General features: G+C 57.9%; 28 protein-coding genes and 1 tRNA gene. 18 read left to right on the top strand and 11 right to left on the bottom strand.

The window, feature by feature from the left end; translation table 11 throughout:
- Nucleotides 1–84 precede the first annotated feature (84 nt).
- The 8 genes from GOV87_RS18250 (at nt 85) to GOV87_RS18215 (ending at nt 5,451) form a co-directional block, all read left to right on the top strand.
- Nucleotides 85–621 carry a DUF177 domain-containing protein gene (locus GOV87_RS18250; RefSeq protein ID WP_171212723.1) on the top strand — a complete coding sequence of 179 codons (537 nt, stop codon included), beginning with the start codon at nt 85–87 and terminating at the stop codon, nt 619–621.
- Nucleotides 622–827: 206 nt separating this feature from the next.
- Nucleotides 828–1,034 carry a 50S ribosomal protein L32 gene (gene rpmF / locus GOV87_RS18245; RefSeq protein ID WP_008756996.1) on the top strand — a complete coding sequence of 69 codons (207 nt, stop codon included), beginning with the start codon at nt 828–830 and terminating at the stop codon, nt 1,032–1,034.
- 24 nt (nt 1,035–1,058) lie between these two features.
- Entirely contained in the window at nt 1,059–2,147 is a 1,089-nt protein-coding gene (plsX, locus tag GOV87_RS18240; RefSeq protein WP_171212722.1) for a phosphate acyltransferase PlsX, read from the top strand.
- Between the two features lie 21 nt (nt 2,148–2,168).
- Nucleotides 2,169–3,140, top strand: a complete 972-nt coding sequence (locus GOV87_RS18235) for a beta-ketoacyl-ACP synthase III (RefSeq protein ID WP_171212721.1) — start codon at nt 2,169–2,171, stop codon at nt 3,138–3,140.
- A gap of 96 nt (nt 3,141–3,236) precedes the next feature.
- A complete protein-coding gene (ihfA, locus tag GOV87_RS18230) occupies nt 3,237–3,539 on the top strand; it encodes an integration host factor subunit alpha (protein ID WP_008755922.1) in 303 nt (100 codons plus the stop codon).
- 18 nt (nt 3,540–3,557) lie between these two features.
- Nucleotides 3,558–4,172: a MerR family transcriptional regulator gene (locus tag GOV87_RS18225; RefSeq protein ID WP_171122280.1), complete on the top strand. Its 615-nt coding sequence runs from the start codon at nt 3,558–3,560 to the stop codon at nt 4,170–4,172.
- 61 nt (nt 4,173–4,233) lie between these two features.
- Nucleotides 4,234–4,310 (top strand) — tRNA-Pro (locus GOV87_RS18220).
- A gap of 61 nt (nt 4,311–4,371) precedes the next feature.
- Nucleotides 4,372–5,451 (top strand): 2'-deoxycytidine 5'-triphosphate deaminase, encoded by a 1,080-nt coding sequence (locus tag GOV87_RS18215; RefSeq protein WP_171212720.1) that lies wholly within the window; start codon nt 4,372–4,374, stop codon nt 5,449–5,451.
- Here the strand turns inward: GOV87_RS18215 and GOV87_RS18210 are convergent.
- The 6 genes from GOV87_RS18210 to argS form a co-directional block, all read right to left on the bottom strand.
- Nucleotides 5,448–5,690: a hypothetical protein gene (locus GOV87_RS18210; RefSeq protein WP_171212719.1), complete on the bottom strand. Its 243-nt coding sequence runs from the start codon at nt 5,688–5,690 to the stop codon at nt 5,448–5,450. The genes GOV87_RS18215 and GOV87_RS18210 overlap by 4 nt on opposite strands.
- A gap of 64 nt (nt 5,691–5,754) precedes the next feature.
- Nucleotides 5,755–6,411 carry an SMC-Scp complex subunit ScpB gene (gene scpB / locus GOV87_RS18205; RefSeq protein ID WP_171122275.1) on the bottom strand — a complete coding sequence of 219 codons (657 nt, stop codon included), beginning with the start codon at nt 6,409–6,411 and terminating at the stop codon, nt 5,755–5,757.
- A complete protein-coding gene (locus GOV87_RS18200; protein WP_171212718.1) occupies nt 6,404–7,198 on the bottom strand; it encodes a ScpA family protein in 795 nt (264 codons plus the stop codon). Before GOV87_RS18200 ends, scpB begins: the two co-directional genes overlap by 8 nt.
- On the bottom strand, nt 7,188–8,195 hold the full coding sequence (gene nagZ, locus GOV87_RS18195) for a beta-N-acetylhexosaminidase (RefSeq protein WP_171212717.1): 1,008 nt from the start codon (nt 8,193–8,195) through the stop codon (nt 7,188–7,190). Before nagZ ends, GOV87_RS18200 begins: the two co-directional genes overlap by 11 nt.
- Nucleotides 8,192–9,256: an SPOR domain-containing protein gene (locus tag GOV87_RS18190; protein ID WP_171212716.1), complete on the bottom strand. Its 1,065-nt coding sequence runs from the start codon at nt 9,254–9,256 to the stop codon at nt 8,192–8,194. The genes nagZ and GOV87_RS18190 overlap by 4 nt, the downstream gene beginning before the upstream one ends.
- 88 nt (nt 9,257–9,344) lie before the next feature.
- Nucleotides 9,345–11,090, bottom strand: coding sequence for an arginine--tRNA ligase (gene argS / locus GOV87_RS18185; protein ID WP_171212715.1), 1,746 nt, complete (start codon nt 11,088–11,090; stop codon nt 9,345–9,347).
- A gap of 132 nt (nt 11,091–11,222) precedes the next feature.
- On the opposite strand from argS, the gene GOV87_RS18180 reads away from it, so the two are divergent.
- Nucleotides 11,223–11,774, top strand: coding sequence for a hypothetical protein (locus GOV87_RS18180; RefSeq protein WP_171212714.1), 552 nt, complete (start codon nt 11,223–11,225; stop codon nt 11,772–11,774).
- On the opposite strand, the gene GOV87_RS18175 is transcribed toward GOV87_RS18180, so the two are convergent.
- Entirely contained in the window at nt 11,756–12,928 is a 1,173-nt protein-coding gene (locus tag GOV87_RS18175) for a deoxyguanosinetriphosphate triphosphohydrolase (protein ID WP_171212713.1), read from the bottom strand. The two genes, GOV87_RS18180 and GOV87_RS18175, sit on opposite strands and share 19 nt — an antisense overlap.
- A 76-nt stretch (nt 12,929–13,004) precedes the next feature.
- Between GOV87_RS18175 and GOV87_RS18170 the strand changes: the two genes are divergently transcribed.
- Both GOV87_RS18170 and xth read left to right on the top strand, forming a co-directional pair.
- Nucleotides 13,005–13,328 (top strand): iron-sulfur cluster assembly accessory protein, encoded by a 324-nt coding sequence (locus tag GOV87_RS18170; RefSeq protein WP_171122261.1) that lies wholly within the window; start codon nt 13,005–13,007, stop codon nt 13,326–13,328.
- Between the two features lie 282 nt (nt 13,329–13,610).
- Nucleotides 13,611–14,390 (top strand): exodeoxyribonuclease III, encoded by a 780-nt coding sequence (xth, locus tag GOV87_RS18165; protein WP_171212712.1) that lies wholly within the window; start codon nt 13,611–13,613, stop codon nt 14,388–14,390.
- Nucleotides 14,391–14,394: 4 nt separating this feature from the next.
- On the opposite strand, the gene GOV87_RS18160 is transcribed toward xth, so the two are convergent.
- Nucleotides 14,395–15,546, bottom strand: a complete 1,152-nt coding sequence (locus GOV87_RS18160; protein ID WP_171212711.1) for an FAD-dependent monooxygenase — start codon at nt 15,544–15,546, stop codon at nt 14,395–14,397.
- Nucleotides 15,547–15,616: 70 nt separating this feature from the next.
- Complete coding sequence (gene dksA / locus GOV87_RS18155; RefSeq protein ID WP_171122255.1) at nt 15,617–16,039, bottom strand: RNA polymerase-binding protein DksA; 423 nt, start codon at nt 16,037–16,039, stop codon at nt 15,617–15,619.
- Between the two features lie 373 nt (nt 16,040–16,412).
- Between dksA and GOV87_RS18150 the strand changes: the two genes are divergently transcribed.
- The 7 genes from GOV87_RS18150 (at nt 16,413) to GOV87_RS18120 (ending at nt 23,214) form a co-directional block, all read left to right on the top strand.
- Nucleotides 16,413–17,258: a MoxR family ATPase gene (locus tag GOV87_RS18150; protein WP_171126578.1), complete on the top strand. Its 846-nt coding sequence runs from the start codon at nt 16,413–16,415 to the stop codon at nt 17,256–17,258.
- Between the two features lie 117 nt (nt 17,259–17,375).
- Nucleotides 17,376–17,825 (top strand): GNAT family N-acetyltransferase, encoded by a 450-nt coding sequence (locus tag GOV87_RS18145; protein WP_171212710.1) that lies wholly within the window; start codon nt 17,376–17,378, stop codon nt 17,823–17,825.
- Nucleotides 17,822–19,186 carry a DUF2927 domain-containing protein gene (locus tag GOV87_RS18140; RefSeq protein WP_171212709.1) on the top strand — a complete coding sequence of 455 codons (1,365 nt, stop codon included), beginning with the start codon at nt 17,822–17,824 and terminating at the stop codon, nt 19,184–19,186. Before GOV87_RS18145 ends, GOV87_RS18140 begins: the two co-directional genes overlap by 4 nt.
- Before the next feature lie 3 nt (nt 19,187–19,189).
- Complete coding sequence (locus tag GOV87_RS18135; protein ID WP_171212708.1) at nt 19,190–19,360, top strand: hypothetical protein; 171 nt, start codon at nt 19,190–19,192, stop codon at nt 19,358–19,360.
- Nucleotides 19,361–19,363: 3 nt separating this feature from the next.
- Nucleotides 19,364–20,548 carry a VWA domain-containing protein gene (locus tag GOV87_RS18130; protein WP_171122245.1) on the top strand — a complete coding sequence of 395 codons (1,185 nt, stop codon included), beginning with the start codon at nt 19,364–19,366 and terminating at the stop codon, nt 20,546–20,548.
- A 171-nt stretch (nt 20,549–20,719) separates the two neighbouring features.
- Nucleotides 20,720–22,441: a hypothetical protein gene (locus tag GOV87_RS18125; RefSeq protein WP_171212707.1), complete on the top strand. Its 1,722-nt coding sequence runs from the start codon at nt 20,720–20,722 to the stop codon at nt 22,439–22,441.
- Nucleotides 22,442–22,524: 83 nt separating this feature from the next.
- The gene (locus tag GOV87_RS18120) at nt 22,525–23,214 is read left to right on the top strand and encodes a M48 family metallopeptidase (RefSeq protein ID WP_171122241.1); all 690 of its coding nucleotides are present in this window, start codon (nt 22,525–22,527) and stop codon (nt 23,212–23,214) included.
- Between the two features lie 13 nt (nt 23,215–23,227).
- Here the strand turns inward: GOV87_RS18120 and GOV87_RS18115 are convergent, their stop codons facing one another.
- Nucleotides 23,228–23,770, bottom strand: a complete 543-nt coding sequence (locus GOV87_RS18115; protein WP_171122239.1) for an RSP_2648 family PIN domain-containing protein — start codon at nt 23,768–23,770, stop codon at nt 23,228–23,230.
- Nucleotides 23,767–24,969 carry an RSP_2647 family RNA methyltransferase gene (locus GOV87_RS18110; RefSeq protein WP_171126572.1) on the bottom strand — a complete coding sequence of 401 codons (1,203 nt, stop codon included), beginning with the start codon at nt 24,967–24,969 and terminating at the stop codon, nt 23,767–23,769. The genes GOV87_RS18115 and GOV87_RS18110 overlap by 4 nt, the downstream gene beginning before the upstream one ends.
- Nucleotides 24,970–24,976 lie beyond the last annotated feature (7 nt).

The raw sequence follows: 24,976 nt of genomic DNA, 5'->3' as shown, positions 1-24,976 counted from the left end.
CACACCCTCTTGCCTTGGCCCCTTGCGGACCCTATCCGATTACATCAAACCGCAGCCCCGGTTCAACACAGGAAAGGGTCACGAATGAGCAACCAGACTTCTCTGCGGGTCGCAGACCTGCCCCAGAACACGCCAACCGCCTTTGATCTGCGCCCGGATGCCAGATGGCTGGACGTGATCAAAGAGGATCTTGGCCTGCTCGGATTGCGCAAACTCAGCTTCGTGGGCGAACTGCGCGCGCAGGGCAAACGGGACTGGGTCTTGACCGGTAAATTGGGTGCAACGGTCATTCAGCCGTGCGTCGTGACATTGGAACCGGTCACGACTAGGATCGACACGCCAGTATCCCGCATGTTTCTGGCAGATTGGTCAGACCCGGACGAAGAAGAGTTCGAGATTCCCGAAGGCGACGACTCGGAACCTTTGGGAGCAGAGATCGACCCGGCGCAGGTCATGATCGAGGCGCTGTCGCTGGCGCTGCCGCAATACCCGCGCAAGGACGGTGCGGAACTGGAACAAGCCGACTATACTGAACCGGGCAAACAGGCGATGACAGATGAAGACGTCAAACCCTTTGCCGGGCTTGCCAGTTTGCGCGATGCGATGAAAAAAGACGAGTGACACCGCGCAGATTTCCTGTCATAGCACGCCCTCAGAAAAATCGCTTGAACATGTCGAGAATCGCAGTATTTTCGCGCGCTCATCGGAATTTGGGTTGGACATTGCGGGGCTCGTCCCCTAAACGCGCGTCAAACCACGAGAAAAACGAACAATGAAACCCGGCCCACAGCGAATCTGTTGGCCCTTAGTAGACAAAGGTTGAGACCATGGCTGTCCAACAGAACAAAGTTTCCAAGTCGCGCCGCAACAACCGCCGCGCACATGACGCTCTGGTTGCTGCAAACCCGAACGAATGCCCCAACTGTGGTGAGCTGAAGCGCCCGCACCACGTCTGTGCGTCCTGCGGCCACTATGATGACCGTGAAGTCGTCGCTCAGGCCGACGAAATCGACCTGGACGAAGACGCGGCCTAAGCCTTTCTTAGTGCAGGCCAAGGCATGACAGATAAGCCCAAGCACGCCGGACGGATTACCATTTCGGTTGACGCAATGGGCGGAGATTCGGGGCCTGCCACAGTTGTGGCAGGCATTGCGCAATCAGCGAACAAGAACCCCGACATTGCCTTCATCCTGCACGGGCCCGAAGCCCTACTGCGCAAACTTGTCGCCAAACGACGTGTCCTGAATGGGCGCGTCGTTTTTCGTGATTGCCCCGATGTGGTCACGATGGAAGACAAGCCTAGTCAGGTTGTTCGCAACGGCAAGCAGACCTCGATGTGGTCGACGCTGGAATCGGTCCGTCAGGGTGAGGCGCATGGCGCCGTGTCCTGCGGCAATACCGGCGCGCTTATGGCCCTATCCATGATGCGGCTTCGCAAACTGCCGGGCGTGAACCGTCCGGCGATTGCGATTCTGTGGCCTTCTCGCAACCCGCAGGGCTTTAACGTGATGCTGGATGTCGGCGCAGATGTACGCGCCGACGCCAAGGACCTGCTGCAATACGCGCTGATGGGCGCGTCCTATGCCCGCAACGGCATGGCGTTGGAACGACCACGCATCGGATTGCTCAACGTCGGAACGGAAGAGCACAAAGGCCGCGCCGAATTGAAAGAAGCGCATTCGATGATCGCGGACTTCGCGGATCAGGCCAGCTTTGACTTTGTGGGCTTTGTCGAGGGCAGTGACATCCCCGGAGATAAGGCGGATGTCGTTGTAACCGATGGGTTTACCGGCAACGTCGCCATCAAAACCGGAGAAGGTACCGCAAGCCTAATCGGTGACCTGCTGCGCGAGGCGTTCAAGTACTCTCCGTTGTCCCGCCTGGCCTCTGTGCTTGCAATCACTTCGCTGAATCGCCTCAAAAAGCGTATCGACCCGCGCCGTGTGAATGGCGGAGTTTTTCTGGGTCTGAACGGGACAGTGGTCAAGTCACATGGCGGCGCTGACGCGACAGGGGTATCAGCGGCGGTAAAACTGGCCTTCACCTTGGCCCAATCGGGCTTTGCTGAAAAATTGGCGGCACGGGTTGCATCCACAGCCGAGCTTGCACAAGATGCCGCGCACGCACCGCCGAAAGCGGGCGAATAACAAAAAAGGCAGTACCTCAGGATGGCAGGCCGTTCAGTTGTAGTTGGTGTCGGACATTATTTGCCAGAGCGCATTGTTCCGAATTCCGAGTTTGAAAAGACGCTCGATACGACGGATGAGTGGATCAGAACCCGCTCGGGTATCGAACGGCGCCACTTTGCCGCAGACGATGAAACAACGTCGGATATGGCAACCAAGGCCGCCGAAGCCGCGCTGGCAGATGCTGGCCTGACGGCTGACGACATTGATGCCATCGTTCTGGCAACTTCGACGTCGGACCTAACCTTCCCTTCTGCCGCCACCATGGTGCAGTCGCGGCTGGGTATGACCAGGGGTTTCGCCTTTGACGTTCAGGCCGTGTGCGCCGGGTTTGTCTATGCCCTGACCAACGCCAATGCCCTGATTCTTTCGGAACAGGCCAAGCGCGTGCTGGTCATCGGGGCCGAGACATTTTCGCGCATCATGGACTGGACTGATCGGTCGACCTGCGTGTTGTTTGGCGACGGTGCAGGCGCGCTGATCCTGGAGCGTCAGGAAGGCAAGGGAACCTCGGACGACCGGGGCATTCTGGCCACCGATCTAAACTCTGACGGGCGCTACAAGGACCTGCTTTATGTCGATGGCGGTGTTTCCACTCAAACCACCGGCTTTCTGCGGATGAAGGGTAACCAGCTATTCCGCCAAGCTGTTGAACGTTTGACGTCAACTGCCGAAAATTGCTTGGAAAAAGCCGGTTTAGGTCATGAGGATGTGGACTGGATCGTCCCTCATCAGGCAAATATCCGCATCATTCAGGGCACCGCCAAGAAGCTGGGCGTTCCGATGGATCATGTCGTTGTTACGCTTCAGGACCACGGCAATACTTCGGCCGCTTCGATTCCGCTTGCGATGTCAGTGGCAAAGCAACGCGGTCAGTTCAAACCGGGCGATCTGCTTGTGACTGAGGCAATCGGTGGTGGATTGGCATGGGGTTCAGTCATCCTGCGGTGGTAACAGGCGCAAAACGGCTTACACACACGACTGCAATTCATTGATATTGACAGTGAATTTGCCCTGACTCTATGCTTTACCATCAATAGGGGAATAGGCATGGGCGACAAAACACTGACCCGAATGGATCTGAGCGAGGCCGTCTTTCGAGAAGTTGGCCTTTCACGCAACGAAAGCGCGCAACTGGTTGAAAGCGTTCTAAACCATATGTCCGACGCGCTTGTGCGTGGTGAGCAGGTCAAGATTTCGTCGTTCGGCACGTTCAGTGTGCGCGACAAAACTGCCCGTATCGGCCGCAACCCCAAAACCGGTGAAGAAGTTCCAATTCAGCCTCGCCGCGTGCTGACCTTCCGCCCGTCGCACCTGATGAAGGATCGCGTCGCCGCAGGAAACCGTAAATAAGATCAGGACAGCAGGGTCATGAGCAAGTCCCCAGACGCCTTTCGCACAATCAGTGAAGTTGCGGATTGGCTGGGTGTGCAAGCTCATGTGCTGCGATTCTGGGAAAGCCGTTTCAGCCAGGTAAAACCGGTAAAGCGCGCGGGCGGGCGTCGGTACTATCGTCCGAATGACATGCGGCTGCTTGGTGGTATCAAGAAACTGCTGCATGAGGATGGCATTACCATCAAAGGCGTTCAGCGCATCCTTCGGGAACAGGGTATAGCGCATGTCGCTTCGCTGTCGCAGGGTCTCGACGAAACGGCACAACCCGATCCGATCGCTGACAACAACGTTGTTGTTCCATTTGCAACCAAGCCAGCCCCTGCCCAAGAGCAGATTACGCTGGATCTGGAGGCGGCCAAGCCACCTGAACCTGCGCGACCGGAACCGGCTCCGGTCGTCGAAACATCACAAAATGACGCCCCTCAACAATCCGAACCAGAATATCTGGATGAAGCACCACTGATGGGGGGCATTGCGACTCAGGCGTGGAACAGAACGGATTTCGACGACAGTCTGTTGCGCCAAATCGCACCGGTCGCCAAAGAGCTGCGGGCCGTGCTGGATCGAATTGAAAACCGATCGGCGGGATAAGAAAAAAGGCGATGATTTCCTCTTGCCCCTGCCGGGAAAGTCTTTATGAACACCCCAACGTCGGGCTATGGCGCAGCCTGGTAGCGCGTCCGTCTGGGGGACGGAAGGTCGCAGGTTCGAGTCCTGCTAGCCCGACCAAATCACACCGACGTTTATGGCAGACAGGCCAGATCCCGCTCTGGCAACAGGGGGGATCGGAATGACAGGCGTATGTCCAAACCAGCAGATCGAAGGCATGATTGCGCGCGGTGAGATTACCGCCGAGCCCGCGATCATCGACCCGCAGGTGCAGCCGGCCAGCCTGGACTTGCGCCTGGGAACAGTGGCTTACCGCGTACGCGCATCCTTTCTGGCGGGCGAAGGACGCTCAGTCGCCGACCGTTTGGCCGAGTTCGAGATGCACCGGATTGATATCAGCCATGGTGCAGTTCTGGAAAAGGGCTGCGTTTATCTTGTTCCGTTGATGGAATCACTTGCCCTGCCCGACAGCATAACCGCAGTCGCCAATGCCAAAAGCTCGACCGGGCGACTGGACTTGTTGACCCGCACCATCACCGATGGCGGGACCGAGTTTGACCGGGTGCCCGCAGGGTATTCTGGCCCCTTGTATGCCGAAATCTGCCCCCGCTCGTTCTCGGTTCTTGTGCGGCCGGGTATGCGGCTGAATCAGATTCGCTTCCGCGAGGGTCAAGCGGTGCTGAGCGACGCGGAACTGACTGCGCTGCACAATGACTCGCCACTTGTCGATGGGCCTGCCGTCATTCAGGACGGGTTGGGTTTTTCGGTCGATCTGCAACTGCCGGACACCGATCTGGTCGGCTATCGCGCCAAACCGCATACTGGTGTGATCGACCTTGACCGGATTGGAGAATACGACCCACAGGAATACTGGGAGGAGGTGCGTACCACCGATGGCCGCATCATCCTTGATCCCGGTGCGTTCTACATTCTGGTCAGCCGCGAGGCGGTTCATATTCCGCCCATGTACGCTGCGGAAATGGCCCCCTATCTGGCCATGGTTGGCGAATTCCGCGTGCATTATGCTGGTTTCTTCGATCCCGGGTTCGGACATGCCGCTGCTGGCGGCGCGGGATCGCGCGGCGTTCTGGAAGTGCGCTGCCACGAAGCCCCCTTCGTGCTGGAGCACGGGCAGGTTGTCGGACGGCTGGTGTATGAGAAAATGGCCGAAATGCCCACTCAGCTTTATGGAGCGGGTATCGCCTCAAACTATCAGGGACAGGGCCTGAAACTGTCCAAGCATTTCAAAGCAGTCAGCTAGAACTTTATGAAACGGCGCATCTGACGGGTCATCCGCTGCGCCTGCTTCATATTCTGTTTCTGCCGATTGGCGTTCTGTTGCATGTGACGCTCAGCCGTTGGGTCAGCTTTGGCGTTTGGCTGTTTTCCGGATCGGCGCCCCATACGACCTGCCATGTCAAAGCCTTTGTCCACACCCTTACTGACAAGGCGGCGCATAACCTGACGCACAATCATGTCGATCAGTCGATTGGCATTCATCGCTTAACTCCGTCTTCCAGATCCGAACATAATCCTTTGGCGCCGCGACAAAAGGGACGCTCGATCACTCTTCCTCGAACAGTTCGGTCTGATCTTCGTCATCTTCGCCATCCTGCCCTTCCCCCAAGGGCATTGCACCCGGTGGTGGTCGGTTTTCCAGAAGGCCCGCAGCGCGCAATTCCTTGAGCCCTGGCAGATCGCGCGCATTCTCCAGACCGAAGTGGTCCAAGAATTGCGGGGTCACAACAAAGGTCACCGGACGCCCGGGGGTCATGCGGCGACGGCCCAGCCTGATCCACTCCATCTCGAGCAACTGATCAATGGTGCCGCGTGAAACGGAAACACCACGGATTTCCTCAATCTCGGCCCGTGTACAGGGTTGATGATACGCGACAATCGCCAATGTCTCGATTGCGGCACGGCTGAGTTTCCGCGTCTCGACCGTTTCCTTTTGCATCAGGAAACCCAAGTCGGGCGCTGTGCGAATCGCCCAAGCCTCGCCCACACGGACCACGCGGACGCCGCGCCCTTCGTATCGTTTATGCAGCAGTTCAACAGCTTGCGCCGCGTCGCTGCCATGGGGCATCCGGGCCTCAAGATCGGCAATCGTCACCGGTTCGGCGCTCGCGAACAGCACAGCCTCGACCATCCGCTCCTGTTCGGCCAACGGCGGGGCCTCGAACAGGGTGCCGGTGCCTTCGTCTTCGGGGGCGTCAGTCACGTGTTTCGGTCCTCTTACGCAGGTGGATCGGAGCAAAAGTCTCGCTTTGCTTGATCTCCATATGTCCTTCTTTCACCAGCTCCAGCGAGGCCGCAAAGGTCGCAGCCGTGGCCGAGCGTCGGCGCACTGGATCCGCATCCCAGCCATCGGGCAGGTAAGTCTCCATATCCGTCCATGTCCCGGCAAAACCGATCAGCGGGCGCATCCGTTCCAGCGCCTGCTCCATCGTGAAGACGGCGTCGCGGTCCATGACAAAGGGGCGGAACTCATCCCGGGTGCGGATACGGGCATAACCCTGCATCAGATCCAACAGCGTGGCCGAGTACGTCACGGTACGGATACGCGTGATATCCTCGCCCTGCCCGCGTTTGAAGAAATCGCGCCCCAGTTGGTCCCGCGCCATCAGACGGGCGGCGGCGTCGCGCATCGCTTGCAGGCGTTCCAGTTGGAAAGCCAGATGGGCGGCCAGTTCCTCGCCCGACGGTCCTTCGTCATCCGGGTCGGGTGGCAGTAAAAGGCGGGATTTCAGAAAGGCCAGCCACGCGGCCATGACCAGATAGTCCGCCGCCAGCTCGATACGCAGCGCACGCGCCTTTTCGACAAAGGCCAAGTACTGCTGCGCAAGAGCCAGAACCGAGATCTTCCGAAGATCAACCTTTTGCGTCCGCGACAGGGTCAGCAAGACATCCAACGGGCCTTCAAACCCGTCGACATCAACGATCAGGGCTTCGGCCGCAAGGCGATCCGCGACCGAGACCCGGTCTTCGCTGAAAAGGTTATCGTTCATACACCTGCCCGCCCATTAGGGCAGATAGTTCAGCCTCAGCCGCAGGGATGTCAAGTTCCGCTGGCTTCTGCCGCATCGACAGCGCCTTTTCCGCTCGGGATTGTGCCCGGTCGGTCATGTCTCCGGCGGCCTCCAGTACGCGTGCCCGGGCGTCGAACGATCCGTTACAATGCAGAACGACGTCACACCCGGCGTCCAGCGCCTGACGCGCGATATCCTCTGGCGCGCCGCTCAGAGCTTTCATCGAGATGTCGTCAGTCATGATCAGCCCGTCAAAGCCAATTCGGTCGCGGATCAGTTGGATCATCACGGATGAAATCGTCGCTGGCTGGGGATCAATCTGATCATAGACCAAATGAGCGGTCATACCCATCGGCAGGTCGTTCAAAGCGCGAAACGGGGCAAAGTCGTCGCGGTCCAACGCATCCAAAGGCAAATCCACGTGGGGCAGATCATGATGGCTGTCCATGGTTGAAAGACCATGGCCGGGCATATGCTTGATCACTGGAAGCACACCACCATCAAGATGCCCTTTGGCGACGGCGCGCCCAATTCTGGAAACCTGATCCGGATCGGAACCATAGCAGCGGTTTTGCAGGAAAGGATGAGTATCCTCGCGCGCCAGATCGACCATAGGGGCACAGTTGCTGTCGATCCCCAGCTCGAATAATTCCTGCGCGATCAGCCGATACCGCAGATACATTGCACGCTCAGCCTGTTCGCCAGAACGTGTGGTGTGATCCAGTGGCGGCATCCATTCGCGGGCGATTGGGCTTCGAAGGCGCTGCACGCGGCCACCTTCCTGATCAATGGTAATAGGACAATTGCGGCCCACCGCCTCTCGGAAGTCGTCACATAGGGCGCGTACCTGATCAGCCGTGTCGATATTGCGGGCGAACAAAATGAACCCAAACGGGTTCATCTCGCGGAACAGGCTTTTTTCTTCATCCGACAGGCGCAGGCCTTCTGCGTCAGTGATTGCAGCGCCAAACGTCAACGGGCGGCAACCGGGATGCAGTCAGCGCCTTCCGCCTGGAGGGCCGCGCAGAATTGACGCGAGTCGCTCAGGTCATCGAACCCCAATACACGAAGCCGGTAAAAGGTGCGCCCACCGCTTGAGGTTTTCTGTATAACACGCTGTTTTCCTGCCATATATTCGCCAAATCGGCCGTTCAGACGATCCCATTCGGTGCGGGCCACATCAGAACTTTCATATGCACCAAGCTGGGCAAGGCGCGTTCCCTTTGACAGTGCGTCGGGGTCCACATCCAGACCAACCGCCGCTTTGACGGCTGTGTTGATTGCGTTCTCGGTTGTACTGTTCGGTGTAATCGCCGCCGGTGTCGTCCGCGCCGGGCGCGTAATCGGGCGCAGCGAACGCCGGACGCCGGGCAAGGCCGCCAATTCCGGGTCGGGTAGCTGCGCCGCCAGATCGGCGGGGTCAATCGCAGGCTCTTCTTCCGGGATAACCAGCGATGCCAGTTGCACGCCCTGCTCTGCCGGGGTGTCGGTTGCAGTATTTTCATCTGCAAGTTCTGCAACCAACGCGTCCACCGCGCTCTGGCGCATTTGGGCAGCTTCCTGATCAGAAATCTCTTCCTCAACCAGATGCACGGCTTTGGTCGGCTTCAACGCTTCGACCGGTGTGTCTTCATCAGCAAGCGAAACCGGGCGCGGAGCAAGGATCAGTCGATCCGCAGGCGGTGCAGCCGTTCCAACCGCAGCAACAGCATTGACGGCCAATCCCTGATGATCCGCCGGAGTTCCGCCGGGGTTTTCCGGCTGAATTCTCATCGGCCCTTCCAGAGCGCGCACAACGGGCACACCACTCACGTCCCGCATTACAAGCTTGTAACCCCAGATGCCGATACCTGCGACCAAAGCCAGCGACGCGACTGCGCCCAGCGTATTTACGATACGCCCCAACCCCGCTGTCTGCGGTGCCGCTTCATATTCCAGCATGTCATCGGAATATTCGGACCCATCCTGAGGATGCGGTTGATTCGTGTAATGCATCTGCTCGGGGCGCATTTGCCCCGAGTAATCGTAATTCGCCATGTCCGCCTCACTGCCCGTTTCGCGCCAGAAAGTAAGGCGCGCGGGTCATTTCTTGCCTACCTCGTACCGGCGGTTCGGGCGATATTTGTTACCGCATCTCCTGCGCCGGAGTAACGCCAAGAATACCCAAGCCCGCTGAAATCACAACAGAAACGGACCGAGCGAGTGCGATTTTTGACTGACTTGTGTCAACATCGCCATCCTGAATGAACCGAAGCTGAGTTTCGTCGTTCCCCTTGTTCCACAAAGCGTGAAAATCCCCAGCTAATTCATACAGATAGAAGGCAACGCGGTGCGGTTCGTTGGTTCGCGCGGCAATTTCGACCAGACGTGGCCATTCGGCCAGCTTCTTGGCAACAGTCAATTCCGAAGCATGATCAATCTTGCTCAGGTCCGCGCCTGCAAGGGCGGTATCATCGGCGTCAATCCCGGCCTCAGCCGCGCGACGCAGAACGCTCATGACGCGGGCATGGGCATATTGCACGTAGAACACAGGGTTCTCTCGGCTTTGCTCCAGCACCTTGTCGAAATCGAAATCCAAAGGCGCGTCGTTCTTGCGGGTCAGCATGACAAACCGGGTCACATCCGGCCCTACCTGATCGACCACGTCGCGCAGGGTCACAAAATTCCCTGCCCGTTTGGACATCTTGAACGGCTCGCCATTCTTCCACAGCTTCACCAACTGCGTCAGCTTGATATCCAGCGGTACCTTGCCATCGGACAGCGCTGAAACGGCGGCCTTCATACGTTTGACATAGCCGCCGTGATCCGCGCCAAACACGTCGATCAGCGCGTCGAAACCGCGGGTTACCTTGTCATAGTGATAGGCGATATCGGGCGCGAAATAGGTCCACGCGCCATCGGATTTCTTGACCGGACGGTCGACGTCATCGCCATGCTCGGTCGATTTGAAGAGGGTTTGCTCGCGCGGTTCCCAATCCTCGGGCTTTTTACCCTTGGGCGGCTCCAGAACGCCTTCATAGATCAGGCCCTTGTCGGTCAGCGCTTGCAGCGCAGATTCAATCCGGCCCGTGCCATAGAGCGACTTTTCCGAGAAGAACACGTCCATCTCAACGCCCAGCGCCTTCAGGTCTTCGCGGATCAGGTCCATCATCGCGTCGGTGGCAAAGTTGCGCAGATCGTCCAGCCATTCGCTCTCGGGCTTGTCGATCAGGCTGTCGCCGTATTTCTCTTTCAGCGCTTCACCGATCGGGATCAGATAGTCACCGGGGTATAGCCCCTCGGCGATCTCGGGGCTCAGGCCATTGGCCTCGCGATACCGCTCATAAGCGGACCGTGCCAGCACATCCACCTGCGCCCCGCCATCGTTGATGTAATACTCGCGCGTCACGTCGTGGCCGGAATAGGCCAGCAGGCTTGCCAAAGCATCACCGAACACAGCCCCCCGCGTATGGCCCACATGCAGCGGGCCGGTCGGGTTGGCCGAGACATATTCTACGTTCACCTTCTGCCCGGCCCCCATGGTCGAGCGGCCATAGTCAACACCCTTTTCAAGCACAGCAGCAAGCACGCCCTGCCAAACCGAAGATGCAAGCCGCAGGTTCAGGAAACCCGGCCCGGCCACCTCGGCACTGGTGATCCGATCGTCGGCTGCCAGTTTCCCGGCCAACACCTCGGCAATGTCGCGCGGCTTCATCTTGGCCGGTTTCGCCAGCACCATCGCCGCGTTCGTGGCCATATCGCCATGCGCCGCATCACGCGGAGGTTCAACCGCCACGTTGTCGAAGTTCAACCCCTCGGGCAGAGCACCTTCGGACTGCATCTGCGCCAGCGCGTCCAACACAAGGCCGCGGATCTCGGAAAACAGGTTCATTTCGGATGTCCTTTTGCTTGCCCGGCGGTTTATCACGCAACACAGCAAGGTCAATGGATGCCTAAAGTTTGACCTTGGTTTGGACGCAATCCTCGCTACAGTCGGCCCGAAACGTCCAATCGGAGTCCATTCATGCGCCTTGCATTGCCCCTGACCCTGCTTTTGTCCTCAGCTCTGCCCGCCTTGGCCGAGATGCCAGCACCCCAAGGTCATGTGCTGGTGACACTGGGCGGCGCAGTAAGCGTAACAAACCTGCCCGCCCGGGGCGAAAACGACGGCGGCCTTCTTGGGTTTCTTGAAGTGACCCATGATGGGGCTGCAGGCTTTGATGCCGCCTTGCTGGACAGCCTGCCTCAGGTCAAGATCTCCATCCCCTACGGCCCGCCCGAACATCAGCGCGACTTTACCTTCAGTGGCCCCCTGTTGTCAGAGGTCATGACAATGGCTGGGGCCGAAGGCAAAACCGCACGCCCCATGGCGATGGACGGGTATCAGGCGGAAATCCCGTGGGACAGCATTTCGACTTACCAACCCATATTGGCCACCCACGCCGATGGCGCACCGATGGGCATTGGCGGATACGGCCCCACCATGATCGTATTCCCGCCTTCACAGAACCAGGACGTCGCCGACGAGCAAGCCGGTCAACAGGTCTGGGCATTGGCTTACATCGAGGTTGAGTGAGCCGCAGTCAAAGGTTTACCCGTCAGCCGTGCATGATCCTGAATCGCAAACCGGTCCGTCATTCCTGCGATGTAATCTGACACGATCCGCGCCAGAGAGGTCTCATCAGCCGCAGCCTCGATATCTGCATGCCATCGTTCGGGCATCTGCTTGGGGTCGTTCAGGTAAATTGGGAACAGTTCTTCTACAATCCGGCTGACTTCGGCGCGCACCTCCATCACCGAAGGCGCTCGATACATTCGGGTGAACAAAAACGCCCGGATTTCTTTCAACTGCGCCCATAGCCCGTCCGAGAACCGGACAACTGGGCGGCCCAGATCGCGAATTTCTTCCACGGACTGCGCCCCTGACTCGGCGATCAGCATCGCAGAGGTGTCGATGACGTCCGACACCATCACGCCAAACACACGCCGCAAAGCCTCATGCCTGCGCCGGTAGGGATCAAGCGTTGGGTATTTGCGATCGACCCCGGCATAACACTCACCCACGATTGGCAGGCATTGTATTTCCTCATCGGTGAACAAGTCAGCCCGCAGGCCATCCAACAGGTCATGGTTGTTATAGGCGATATCGTCCGAAAGGGCGGCTACTTGTGCCTCGGCGCTGGCGTGGGTGTGCAGTTCCAGATCGAACGCCTCAGTGCATTCAGCCAACGCCCAGGGCAACGCGCCCGATACGGGGCCGTTGTGCTTTGCGATCCCCTCCAACGTCTCCCACGTCAGGTTACAACCATCGAACTCGGCATAATGCCGTTCCAATTTGGTGACGATCCGAATGGCCTGCGCATTGTGATCAAACCCGCCATAAGGCTGCATGATCGCGTGCAATGCGTCCTCACCCGTGTGCCCAAACGGAGTGTGACCCAGATCATGGGCCAAAGCCACTGCTTCGGTCAGTTCCGGGTTCAACGCCAAAGCCCCGGCAATGGTCCGCGCCACCTGCGCGACTTCAATGGAATGCGTCAATCGCGTGCGATAGCTATCCCCTTCATGCTCAACGAAAACCTGCGTTTTGTGTTTGAGCCGTCGAAACGCGCTAGCGTGAATGATCCTGTCCCGATCCCGCTGAAAGCATGAACGGAAACTGCTTTCTTCCTCTGGCACCAGACGCCCTCGTGCGCGCGCTGGGTCAGATGCAAAACCTGCTCTTTCCAAAGGTCTTGTCCTTGTCGCCTGCCATTGCGTTTTCTATATGGTAGAGTGAGAAAGAAATAAACCTTTGGAGTGCGGCATGAATCTGCCCCCAACAGTCACTGAACGCGCCTTTGAACGTCTGGCCGAAATCGGCGCCGCCGATCAAGGACAAGCTTTACGCGTCGCGGTGGAAGGCGGCGGCTGTTCCGGGTTCCAATACGAAATTGCACTGGATGAGCCGAAGGATGACGACCTCATCCTTGAAGGCAAAGGTCAGAAGGTCATCGTTGATTCTGTTTCTCTGCCGTTTCTGGAAAACGCCGTCATAGATTTTACCCAGGAACTGATCGGCGCGCGGTTTGTAATCGACAATCCCAACGCCACTTCATCATGTGGCTGTGGTACGTCTTTTTCGATGTAATCGCCGGTGGGGGCTTTGCCCCCACACCCCCAGGATATTTTCAGCCAGATGAAGCAGGGATCCGCTCTCCGACCCTTCCGCCGGAGAGCTTCACCTGGCGCGGCCATCGGCGTCCCCGCCTGTTCCGCACGGCACTAATCGCAGAAATTGGTTAACGATCCGTTTCTTCATCTGGCTTAAAATATCCCGGAGCGCGAGGCAGAGCCTCGCATCCCTCGCCCTCCGACTTGCCGATGGGTTCATTCTGCGCAATAGGTTGCCAAAGGCTTCGGAGGATCGCGTATGAAAATCGCCACGTTCAACATCAACGGCATAAAGGCGCGGGCCGAAGCTCTTCCACGCTGGTTGGATGACGCTCAACCAGACGTTGTGCTGCTGCAAGAGATCAAATCTATTGACGAAAACTTCCCGCGCGAAATGTTCGAGGATCGCGGCTACAACGTCGAAACCCACGGCCAGAAAGGCTTTAATGGCGTTGCGATCCTATCCAAATTCCCTCTGGAAGATGTGACTCGCGGATTACCCGGTGATAACACCGATGAGCAGGCCCGTTGGATAGAGGCCACGGTTGTCGGGAAGAAAGCGTTACGCATCTGTGGGCTGTACCTGCCGAATGGAAACCCTGCCCCCGGGCCAAAATACGAGTATAAACTGGCTTGGATGGAACGCCTTTACCACCGGGCGCAAGAACTGATTGCCAGTGAAGAACCCGCGTTGATGGCAGGTGATTACAATATTATTCCGCAAGCTGAGGACGCAGCACGCCCCGATGCCTGGCGTGAGGATGCCCTGTTTCGACCCGAAAGCCGTGAGGCATTTCGAAAAATCTTGAACCTTGGATTTACCGAGGCGTTCCGTGCGCGAACTCAAGGCCCAGGACATTATTCATTTTGGGATTATCAGGCAGGCGCGTGGAACCGGAATGACGGAATACGCATCGACCACTTTCTACTGACGCCCCAAGCAGCCGATCTGATGCGGGATTGTCAGATCGACTCGGACATTCGTGGGCACGAGAAACCATCTGACCACGTTCCGGTGTGGGTAGAACTCGACCTCTGAAGGGCTAGCTGGTCGCGTCGTAGCTGTAAATCCATTCATATTTGCGGGCCAGTTTTGGACCCGCAACCTTCAACGCCATTTGCGCGGCCAACCGCATTGGTCCGCGCAAATGAAAGTTTCGAGCGTTGGAACCGGCCGCTGCAACGACCTTGCGCGCTCTGGACCGGCGTAGCGTCTCATAGGCCTGCAGCGCCTGCGACACGTCGGATTGTTCGTCGAATGACCGGGCTAATATCCAAGCATCCTCTAAGGCCAGACACGCCCCTTGTGCCATGAACGGCAGCGTTGGATGCGCAGCGTCGCCCAACAGAGTCAGACGTCCGTCTTGCCAATTTTCGGCAACAGGGCGTAGGAACAAGGCCCACAGATGGGTTTCTGTCACCTTCTCGAATAGATCGCGAACGCCGCCCCCAAAATCCGAAAAACGCGCACGCAAGTCTTCTGGGTCGCCTTGCAGCCGCCATCCTTCCTGCTGCCAGTCCGACCGCTCTTCGACTGCAACGATGTTCATCAGGGACTGATCCCGCAATGGATAGATCACCACGTGACGCCCCGGCCCCATCGTCAAAGACGCGCGCGGAACGTTGTCTTGTGAGGACCACGGGATCGTTGCGCGCCAGGCGACTTGGCCCGTGAATTGCGGTATTTCGGCCCCGTTCAGGATCGGGCGGAGAATACTGCGGCCTCCATCACTTGCTATAGCGCACTCGCATCGCAGGCGCTCGCCATCGTTCAGTACGACTTCAGCCTCGGCCGGGTGCTTTGTGACGCTCGAAACCCGAGCGCCCAATCTTATCCTCACGCCAGCACGCACCGCTTCGCTGTGCAGAATGTCCAGAAGATCAGCGCGGTGAAAATAATAAGTTGGACCCGATGCCGGGCCCGGAAGGTGGCTGATCACGCGGCCGTTTCGATAGTCCCTAAGGGTTGTGCCTTGCGACAACTGCCCGATCTCCAGCGATTTGCCTGCAACACCCAGTGCACGCAGAACGGCCACGCCATTGGCGCTGATCTGAAGCCCCGCGCCGACCTCTGTCAGCGCTGGCGCCTGCTCAAGCACCGTAACATCTGCCCCGCGCTGCCGCAGCGCCAATGCACTGGCCAGGCCGCCTATTCCGCCGCCGATCACAACAAAACTGAGACCGTCAATATTCATGTTCAACGCTTAACGCAAAAACGCCGGAGCGACAGGCCCCGGCGTCTGAGATTATTGAATTCTTCAGCGATTAATCGTCGCGGTGGACTTTCTCGCGTCGCTCATGACGCTCCTGCGCTTCCAGCGTCATTGTTGCAATCGGACGCGCATCCAGACGCTTCAACGAGATCGGATCACCGGTCATCTCACAATAGCCATACTCGCCTTCGTCAATCCGGCGCAGGGCCGAGTCGATCTTGGCAACCAGCTTGCGCTGGCGGTCACGGGTACGCAGCTCCAGCGCGCGGTCGGTTTCCTCGCTTGCGCGGTCGGCAACATCAGGGATGTTTCGGGTGTTGTCTTGCAGCCCCTCAATGGTATCACGGCTGCCTGCCAAAAGTTCGCTTTTCCAGTCCAGCAACTTACGGCGAAAATACTCCAGTTGCTTGTCGTTCATAAATGGTTCGTCTTCGGCTGGACGATAATCTTCGGGCAGAAATACTTCCTGCTTCATTTTTGCTCCCTCGGTGTGGCCTGCAACGCCGAGTGCTCTCTCTTCACCAGACATGAGGCATTCCCTTCTGCGGAGCGTTTATCTGACGGCGCGAGGATTGTCACTATGCAAACGTGTCGGCGGCGCCGTGTGACCCTGTGTCGTCTAAATATGAGACATAAAACAACAAAACGTTGTTTTTCTGTGAAACTCACCGGGCGACTTCGTGGCGTAAGTTAAAAATTTTCCACGACCTGAAAGGCACCGAATCGTGCCAAGCATTTAAGTTGCTTGGAAATTTGGCGGCACGCGACGCTGCGACCTGCCTTGTCAAAATTCCTGTGCCGCGATAACCCCATGTTGCAATTACCGCGCGACACTTGATGAGGGGCCGATGACCGCACGATTCCAAGGAACAGCAGAATATGTTGCCACTGACGACCTAACGATTGCGGTGAACGCCGCCGTGACGCTGGAACGTCCGCTGCTGGTCAAGGGCGAGCCGGGCACAGGCAAGACTGAACTGGCCAAACAAGTCGCCGGGGCGTTGGGCCTGAAGATGATCGAGTGGAACGTTAAATCGACCACGCGGGCGCAGCAGGGTCTGTACGAATACGATGCGGTAAGCCGTCTGCGCGACAGCCAGTTGGGTGACGAGCGGGTTCACGACGTGTCCAACTATATCCGCAAGGGCAAACTGTGGCAGGCGTTTGAAGCCGATGAAAAGGTCGTGCTGCTGATTGATGAAATCGACAAGGCCGATATCGAATTTCCCAACGACCTGCTGCAGGAACTCGACAAAATGGAGTTCCACGTCTACGAGACTGGCGAAACGATCCGGGCCAAGAACCGCCCTATCGTGATCATCACCTCGAATAACGAAAAGGAACTGCCCGATGCGTTCCTGCGCCGCTGTTTTTTCCACTACATCCGGTTCCCCGACGAAACCACGATGCGCCGTATCGTCGAAGTGCACCATCCCGGTATCAAAGACGGGCTGCTGACCACCGCCCTGACACAGTTCTACGAAATCCGTGAAACGCAGGGGCTGAAGAAAAAGCCGTCGACCTCCGAGGTACTGGACTGGCTCAAGCTGCTTCTGGCCGAGGATCTGACGGCCGAGGACCTCAAGCGTGACGGTGCCAACGCTCTGCCCAAGCTACACGGCGCGCTGCTGAAAAATGAGCAGGACGTGCATTTGTTCGAACGTCTGGCGTTCATGGCCCGCAGCAAACGCTGAGAGATGTGAAGTTCCGCTGATCGACGCTTGCCTTATAGAAGGCCGGGTGTCAGCATCAGCGCAGAGGCGCCCGGGTCTGTCCGGGCGCTTGCTCACGTTACGAATGGGACATGTTGCTTGCCTGATACTCTTACAATTCGCGCATTGCGGCACGAAGATCTCCCGGAATGGCAAGAGATGTGGCACGACTATCTGGCGTTCTATGAAACAACTGTTTCAGCCGAGATTTACGACAGCACCTTTGCACGTCTGCTGGCGGACGATCCGCACGATTTTTCCTGTTTCGTCGCCGAAAAAGACGGCCACCTGTTGGGCCTAACCCACTACCTTTTTCACCGCCACGCGTGGAAAGTGGAAAGCGTATGTTATCTGCAGGACCTCTTTGCCCGACCAGAGGCGCGTGGGACAGGTGTGGGACGGGCCCTGATTCAGGCCGTTTATGACGAGGCCGACAGAGAGGGTGCTCCGTCCGTTTACTGGCTGACACAGGAATTCAACCATACGGCGCGCAAGCTGTATGACCGTATCGGCAAGGAAACGCCCTTTATCCGGTATCAACGCCCATGATGCGATGGGCGGTAATCCTTTTTGGGCTTGCCCTGGTCGGGTGTACTGCGGTTCCCCCGCCCCAACCGCCGACACGTGTGAACGCGGTTGAAGAAATCCTACCGCCGGTCAAGGCCTTCACGGCGTCGTACCCCACCGCCCCATCGCGGTCGAACACCAATATCGCGTCGGACTTCATCAACCTGCATTTCGCGTTGGAAAGCGGCACCCCGCTGCCCGTGTTGACGCGGTTCGAAGGACCGGTAACGCTGCGTTTGACGGGCACACCGACCCCGTCCATGCAGCGTGATCTGACCCGGCTTCTGACCCGTCTGCAACGCGAGGCCAGGATTGACATCCGCCAGATTTCAGAGGGTCAGGCCAACATCACGGTCGAGGCCGTCAGTCAGGACCAGATTCACGATATTCTGCCGAACGCGGCCTGTTTCGTTGTCCCCAACTCATCCAGCTTTGAAGAGTACAGCCGCGATCGCCGCAAACGGAAAAGTAGTTGGACCGCCTTGCGCAACCGGGAACGGATAGGAATTTTCATACCATACGACGTCAGCCCGCAGGAAAAACGGGATTGCCTGCATGAAGAGATCGCGCAAGCACTGGGGCCGCTGAACGACCTGTATCACCTGCCAGATTCCGTCTTTAACGACGACAACATCCACACCGTTCTGACCGGTTTCGACATGTTGATCCTGCGCGCAACTTATGCCCCCGAACTGCAAAGCGGCATGACGCGTGAACAGGTCGAGGCCGCCATCCCCGGTATCCTGTCGCGGCTGAACCCGCGCGGGGATGCGATCCAACCGCAACCCATCACTGAAACCCCGCGCGAGTGGGTCAACGCCATTCAAAAATCCGTCGGTCCGGGGCCCGGATCGCGCAAACGCTTTCGCGCCGCGCAAAAGGCTGCGCTGATTGGTCAGGAACAAGGATGGACGGACCACCGCCGCGCCTTCCCCTATTACCTGATGGGACGCATGGTGCAGTTCGACGATCCGCAGCAGGCTTTGCTGCACTATGACGTCGCCCTGCAATTTCTCCGCGCCAACCCGGGCACCGAGGTACACCGCGCCTATGTCACGACCCAAACCGCCTCTTACGCGCTGGCGCAGGGGAAGGGTTCCGAGGTTCTGCCCGAGTTGGACAAGGCCATCGACGTGATGACACGCGCTGAGAATGCTTCGCAACTGGCCACTTTGTTGCTGCTGAAGTCAGAAGCGCTCAGTCAGACTGGGCGGCTTACGCAGGCACGCTCCGTCAGGCTGGACAGTCTGGGATGGGCGCGCTACGGCTTCGGCTCAGAAATCGTGGTCAGGTCGCTGGTGCAGGACGTTGCCGAAGCCCCTGCAAACAACAAAGGCGGGTAACGCATGGTAGTGGTTCTGGGCATGGCAATCCTTGGGGCTATCCTTGGGGCATTGACCGCGCGCAAGCGCAACGGCAGCACGGCGGATATTGCCCAATACGCATCAGGTTACGGCATTGCCTTTGCCTTGGTCGGCCTTGTACTTTCCCTCATCCTTGTTCGTTTGGTGGTTTGAGCCATGTTCCTGCCCTTCTTCGAAAATCTCCGCAAAGCCGGTATTCCCGTTTCACTCCGCGAGTACCTCACTTTTCTGGAGGGTATGAAAAAGGGCCTCGCGACCTATGACGTCGAGGCGTTCTATTATCTTGCCCGCGTGTCGATGGTGAAAGACGAACGCAACATCGACAAATTCGACCAGGCATTTGCCGCAAGTTTCAAAGGGCTGGAAGAAATCAGTTTTGATCAGGTTTTGGAAGCCGTCGACATCCCGGCCGAGTGGTTGGCGAAGATGGCCGAAAAGCACCTGTCAGACGAAGAAAAGGCCGAGATCGAGGCACTTGGCGGGTTTGACAAGCTGATGGAAAAGCTGCGCGAGCGGCTCAAGGATCAGGAAGGCCGCCATCAGGGCGGCAACAAGTGGATCGGCACCGCAGGAACATCACCGTTCGGGGCCTATGGCTATAACCCCGAGGGCGTGCGTATCGGCCAGAAGGAAAGCCGCCACCAGCGTGCGGTCAAGGTCTGGGACAAGCGTGAATTCAAGAACCTGGATGACACGGTTGAACTGGGAACTCGCAATATCAAGGTGGCCCTGAAGCGCCTGCGCCGTTGGGTCCGCGAAGGTGCGGCGGATGAGCTGGACTTGGACGGCACCATCCGCGCCACGGCCGAGCACGGCTATCTGGACGTCAAAACCCGGCCCGAGCGTCACAATGCAGTCAAAGTCCTACTGTTTCTGGACGTAGGCGGATCAATGGACCCGCATATCAAGGTGGTCGAAGAACTGTTCTCGGCTGCGCGGACCGAGTTCAAACATCTGGAATACTACTACTTCCACAATTGCCTGTACGAAGGCGTCTGGCGGGACAATGTACGTCGTTGGGACCAACAAACCCCGACCCACGAGGTGCTGCGGACCTATGGCCCGGACTACAAGTGCATCTTTGTCGGGGATGCATCCATGAGCCCGTATGAGATCGCCTATCCTGGCGGCGCGAGCGAGCACTGGAATCAAGAACCCGGTCAGGTCTGGCTGCAACGGGCCCGCGAACAGTGGGCATCGCATCTTTGGATCAATCCGGTGCCCGAAAAGTATTGGCAGTACACCCACTCGATCAATATGGTCCGCGAGATATTCGAAGACCGCATGGTGCCAATGACATTGGCCGGGCTGGAACAGGGAATGAAGGAACTGACACGATAGGTCTTTTGGACTTTCGTTCCCAGCCGATGCGGTTTCTAATCCCGAAACAATACGGCAAATTCCAGGAAAAAATCCGGAAATCGCAGCCCCTGTAGAAACAATCCCCCTTAGTCCGGCCAGGATTCCCAAATCCGTGGTATATTGCGAAGTGGTTAAGGCTGGGGGGCTAAAATGACCAAGTTTCGTTTCCGCGCATTTCTTACGACCATTGTTACATCCGCTTCTTTGATCCTGACATCTGGGGCCGTTGCCACGTTTGCACTTGCCCCAGACGCTGCATTTGCCAAAAGCGACAAGGCAAAAGGCGCAGGGAAAGGTCGCGGCAAAGGCAGCGGAAAAGGAAAAGCTGGAAAAGGCAACAAAAACAGCAAGACAAGCGAATACGGGAAAAGCCGGGATAAAGCCCGAAAGAACAATTCCTTTCAGAACTTGTTCAAAAAGAACAACGGCTCGAATAAAGCCAAAAGCAAGCCTAAAAACGGAACCACGCAAAGGGTTTCGTTTTCAGAATTCGGACGCGAGTTCAAACGGGACGTAGAAGAATTGTTTGGAACGCGCTCAAGCTCTCGGTCGAATCGCGGTTCGAAACCGGTCAAAAAGTCATACCGACAAGCCTCGATAGACCCGGTAGATCGGTCGCCGCGCCCGGTGGCACGGTCCACGGGGGCATATACATGGCATCAGGATGACGGGGATCTGAAACCGCCAAAACGGCGCAAGCGCGATCCTCTTGTTGCGTCGATTACTGATCCGTATGGCTCGGACAAGTTGCGCAACTTGAACGCTTCAAATGCGGCAGCGCCTGCTTTCCGAAATGCGTCACCGAACAGTAATGTCGGAAAGATCGCGACCTATCAGGCCGAAGCAACCGAGTATTACGATCTGCGCGCCGACCTATACGAGGCGCGCCGTGATTTGCGCGACCTCAACGAAGGATATGATGGCCGTTCGAGCTATGAAATTGCTGATGACATCGCCGGGCTTGATCCAAGTGACCCGGACTATGATGAGCAACTAGATGAGCTGGAGGCTGAACTGCGCGAAGCTGAATTGTACGAGGAAACACGCGACGACCTTCGGCAGGATGTCAAAGACTTGTCATACGAGACCAAGGATGCGTTGGCCGACGCAGAATCCGCCTTTTTCGAAGCATCAAAAGGGCGCACTCTGACCCGCAGCGCGTTGGGTGAGTTTCACGAAAATCTTGATCTGCCACAACCAATAGATCGCCTTCAGGACGACGTGACGATTCAGCCGGTGCCCTACGACCCTGACTATCACCGCTATTCTGATAACCATGCGTATTTTGCCAAAGACGCCGCTTATATTCTGCGCTACGACGACGTCGAATACCCGCACAAAAAGGGCTGGAACCGTTACAAACGCGATCCGCTTGTCGCCGCGATCACGGACCCTTACGGATCGGACAAGTTGCGGAACCTGAACGCCTCAAACGCGGCGGCTCCTGCGTTCCAGAATGCGGCACCCAACAGTAACGTCGGAAAGATTGCGTCCTACCAGTTTGAGGCATCCGAGTATTACGAACTGCGGGCTGAGCTATACGAAACAAGGCGCAACTTGCGGGCATTGAACGAAAACTACGGCGGTCGCAGCAGCGATGAGATTGCAGACGACATTGCCAATCTCGACCTTGGTGATCCGAATTATGACGACAAGCTGGATACTCTGGAACGAGAGTTGCTTGAAGCGGAGGCGTATGAGGAAATTCGGGACAATCTGCGTGCTGATCTCAAAGACCTGCGGGTCGATACATTGGTCGCGCAGAAAGAGGCCGAGTATGCATTCTTTCAGGCGTCCAAGGGCGAGGCGTTGACCACAGACACTCTTTCCGACCTGCATGATAACCTAGACCTACCCACGCCCGTCGAGTGATCGGACACACAGCTATGGTCCCAAACCGGCAAAGCAGGAACTTGTGGCTTGTCTAGTTCGCGCGCGCGGCCCATATCTGAACTATGCTTCGCCTAACCCCAATATTGCTGGCAATCGCCTATGCCGTTGTCATGTATCGAATTTCCGTCTGGCGCACCCACCGGGAACTGGACGCCAAGTCAACCGAACTGGCCGACCCCGCTCTCAAACGCATGACGGATCGGCTTGCGGCGGCGCTGGGGATCGACCGCGTGCCGGTTTATATCTACGAGATTGACCCGGTGAACGGGCTTGCCGCACCGGATGGGCGAATTTTCATAACACGCGGATTCTACCGTAAATTCAGCAATGGTGAGGTTTCGGCCGAAGAAATGGCCAGCGTGATTGCGCATGAACTTGGCCATGTTGCGCTAGGTCATGCCCGGCGCCGCATGATTGATTTCTCGGGGCAGAATGCGCTTCGGGCGGCGTTGATGATGTTGCTGAACCGTTTCATCCCATTCATTGGAGCGTGGATCGCAAACATGCTCACCCATCTTCTGGCATCACGACTGTCGCGGGGGGACGAGTATGAGGCCGATGAATACGCCGCCGCATTGCTGACCAAGGCCGGAATCGGGATCGAGCCGCAAAAGTCCCTGTTTCACAAACTCGAAGATCTGACGCAACAACGCGCAGGTGTGACCCCCGCTTGGCTGATGAGCCATCCCAAAACCGATGAGCGTATTGCGGCGCTTGAAGTGCTTGAACAGCGTTGGGGCGCGGGCGGATAGGCTGGATCCTTATCTAGTTTGCGAGCGCCTTGCCCAGACGCGGAAGGCGGGCTTTTTTCATCAGGGCACGGAGGTTCCATTGGTCGCCCGACAGACGGTTGGCTTCGGCCAGAACCCTGTCGGCGAGCTCTGCCATGTCGACCGGATTTTCCGACCAGAACCCGTGAAGCAGCGCGTCGGGATCGCGGCGCTCAAGCCCTTCTTCCGAAAGGACGTTTCTTGGGAAATCCCTTGCGTTCACGGTAACGATGACATCCGCAGACGAGGAAACAGCCGTCGCCAGAACATGAATATCCGCCGGGTCGGGCAACCAAAGTCTCTGCGCTAGCCCTGGGTTCTCCGCGTGTTCGGCTTTTGGCCAGTTTGCCTGTGTCAAAGCAATTTCAGCGCGAGCTTGCGCCTCACCTTCCGGACCGAGTTTACGGGCCGCGCGCGCCCATTCTTCTAGAATGCGCGCGGACCAGACCGGTGTAAAATGACCAAGTTTGGCCGCCCCCAGCAGCATCTCTCGCATCACCGTCGGGTAAATGACGCAGGTATCAAGAACGGCCTTCACAGCCGATAAAACACAGCTTTGAGGTAACCGCTTTCGGCCAATTGCGGCAATTGCGGGTGATCGGGTCCGGCAAACCCGGTATGGATAAGCTGCGCCTGCCGCCCTGCCCGACCAATTCCTCGCGAAGAAGCATCGCGGAACCGACCAAGGTCAGCCGCGTGCGAGCAAGAACACAGGCCAAGATAACCGCCCGCCTTCACCAGCGGTGCGGCCAGTCGCGCCACACGTTCATACGCGCGCAGCCCCGCGTCCAGTGCCTGTTTCGACGGGGCAAAGGCCGGCGGATCACAGATAACGACGTCGAATTGGGCACCCTCCTGCCCCAGTTGTGTCAGAACATCGAAGGCGTCGCCTTGCCGGGTGTCGAACCTTCCGTCAAACCCCGAGGCTTGCGCACCCTTGGTGGCCAGTTCCAGCGCAGCGGCTGAGCCATCGACGGAAAGCGCGCGCGCCGCACCCCCGGCCAGCATCGCAAGACCAAACCCACCAACGTGGCTAAAAACATCCAACACTTGTGCGCCGGGTTGCACCAAACGCGCGGCAAACGCGTGGTTGGGGCGCTGATCGTAGAAGAGACCGGTCTTTTGCCCGCCGGTCAGATCGGCCATGTAGGTCGCGCCATTCATTGGAACCGGCAGCGGGTCATCGGGGGCCTTGCCCCTCAACGTGAGGTTAGCATCATCCAACCCCTCAAGGCCGCGTGTCCGGCCCGAAGCATTTTTCAAAACGACCGAAACGCCCGTCACAGAGACCAGAGCATCGGTCAGAGTCTCAAGGTGTTTTTCAGCCCAAGCCGCATTTGGCTGAATAACGCAGGCATCACCGAAACGGTCGATGATCACGCCGGGAAATCCGTCCGCTTCGGCATGGATCAGGCGATAATATGGCGCGTCAAACAGCCGTTCACGCATCTGAAGCGCGCGGCGCAGACGGGTCTCAAACCAATCGGAATCCAACGTGGCCTCCAGATCACGGTCCAGAACGCGGCACATGATCTTGGAGTTCGGGTTCACCGCGACCAGCGCAATGGGCGAGCGCTTTTCATCTTCGAGAACCGCAAGGGCACCGGCCTCGATCTTCCGCGTCCGGCGGTCGGTCACGATGTCATTTGCATAGACCCAGGGAAAGCCATGGCGCAGCCCGCGTGCGTTGGCTTTGGGTTTCAGGCGAATACGGGGGCGATCGGCGGCTTGGGTCATGGCGCCC

The organism is Ruegeria sp. HKCCA5426, from assembly GCF_013034585.1.
GTDB lineage: Bacteria > Pseudomonadota > Alphaproteobacteria > Rhodobacterales > Rhodobacteraceae > Ruegeria.
The sequence above is the reverse complement of the archived record's forward strand: the minus strand, read 5'-3'. Positions and strand labels throughout refer to the sequence as shown.

Excerpts from the sequence above, each read along its gene's own strand:
- GOV87_RS18250 (WP_171212723.1), top strand. The coding sequence starts at position 85 with ATGAGCAACCAGACTTCTCTGCGGGTCGCAGACCTGCCCCAGAACACG.
- rpmF (WP_008756996.1), top strand. The coding sequence starts at position 828 with ATGGCTGTCCAACAGAACAAAGTTTCCAAGTCGCGCCGCAACAACCGC.
- plsX (WP_171212722.1), top strand. The coding sequence starts at position 1,059 with ATGACAGATAAGCCCAAGCACGCCGGACGGATTACCATTTCGGTTGAC.
- GOV87_RS18235 (WP_171212721.1), top strand. The coding sequence starts at position 2,169 with ATGGCAGGCCGTTCAGTTGTAGTTGGTGTCGGACATTATTTGCCAGAG.
- ihfA (WP_008755922.1), top strand. The coding sequence starts at position 3,237 with ATGGGCGACAAAACACTGACCCGAATGGATCTGAGCGAGGCCGTCTTT.
- GOV87_RS18225 (WP_171122280.1), top strand. The coding sequence starts at position 3,558 with ATGAGCAAGTCCCCAGACGCCTTTCGCACAATCAGTGAAGTTGCGGAT.
- GOV87_RS18215 (WP_171212720.1), top strand. The coding sequence starts at position 4,372 with ATGACAGGCGTATGTCCAAACCAGCAGATCGAAGGCATGATTGCGCGC.
- GOV87_RS18210 (WP_171212719.1), bottom strand. The coding sequence starts at position 5,690 with ATGAATGCCAATCGACTGATCGACATGATTGTGCGTCAGGTTATGCGC.
- GOV87_RS18200 (WP_171212718.1), bottom strand. The coding sequence starts at position 7,198 with ATGAACGATAACCTTTTCAGCGAAGACCGGGTCTCGGTCGCGGATCGC.
- GOV87_RS18190 (WP_171212716.1), bottom strand. The coding sequence starts at position 9,256 with ATGGCGAATTACGATTACTCGGGGCAAATGCGCCCCGAGCAGATGCAT.
- argS (WP_171212715.1), bottom strand. The coding sequence starts at position 11,090 with ATGAACCTGTTTTCCGAGATCCGCGGCCTTGTGTTGGACGCGCTGGCG.
- GOV87_RS18180 (WP_171212714.1), top strand. The coding sequence starts at position 11,223 with ATGCGCCTTGCATTGCCCCTGACCCTGCTTTTGTCCTCAGCTCTGCCC.
- GOV87_RS18170 (WP_171122261.1), top strand. The coding sequence starts at position 13,005 with ATGAATCTGCCCCCAACAGTCACTGAACGCGCCTTTGAACGTCTGGCC.
- xth (WP_171212712.1), top strand. The coding sequence starts at position 13,611 with ATGAAAATCGCCACGTTCAACATCAACGGCATAAAGGCGCGGGCCGAA.
- GOV87_RS18160 (WP_171212711.1), bottom strand. The coding sequence starts at position 15,546 with ATGAATATTGACGGTCTCAGTTTTGTTGTGATCGGCGGCGGAATAGGC.
- dksA (WP_171122255.1), bottom strand. The coding sequence starts at position 16,039 with ATGAAGCAGGAAGTATTTCTGCCCGAAGATTATCGTCCAGCCGAAGAC.
- GOV87_RS18150 (WP_171126578.1), top strand. The coding sequence starts at position 16,413 with ATGACCGCACGATTCCAAGGAACAGCAGAATATGTTGCCACTGACGAC.
- GOV87_RS18140 (WP_171212709.1), top strand. The coding sequence starts at position 17,822 with ATGATGCGATGGGCGGTAATCCTTTTTGGGCTTGCCCTGGTCGGGTGT.
- GOV87_RS18135 (WP_171212708.1), top strand. The coding sequence starts at position 19,190 with ATGGTAGTGGTTCTGGGCATGGCAATCCTTGGGGCTATCCTTGGGGCA.
- GOV87_RS18130 (WP_171122245.1), top strand. The coding sequence starts at position 19,364 with ATGTTCCTGCCCTTCTTCGAAAATCTCCGCAAAGCCGGTATTCCCGTT.
- GOV87_RS18125 (WP_171212707.1), top strand. The coding sequence starts at position 20,720 with ATGACCAAGTTTCGTTTCCGCGCATTTCTTACGACCATTGTTACATCC.
- GOV87_RS18120 (WP_171122241.1), top strand. The coding sequence starts at position 22,525 with ATGCTTCGCCTAACCCCAATATTGCTGGCAATCGCCTATGCCGTTGTC.
- GOV87_RS18110 (WP_171126572.1), bottom strand. The coding sequence starts at position 24,969 with ATGACCCAAGCCGCCGATCGCCCCCGTATTCGCCTGAAACCCAAAGCC.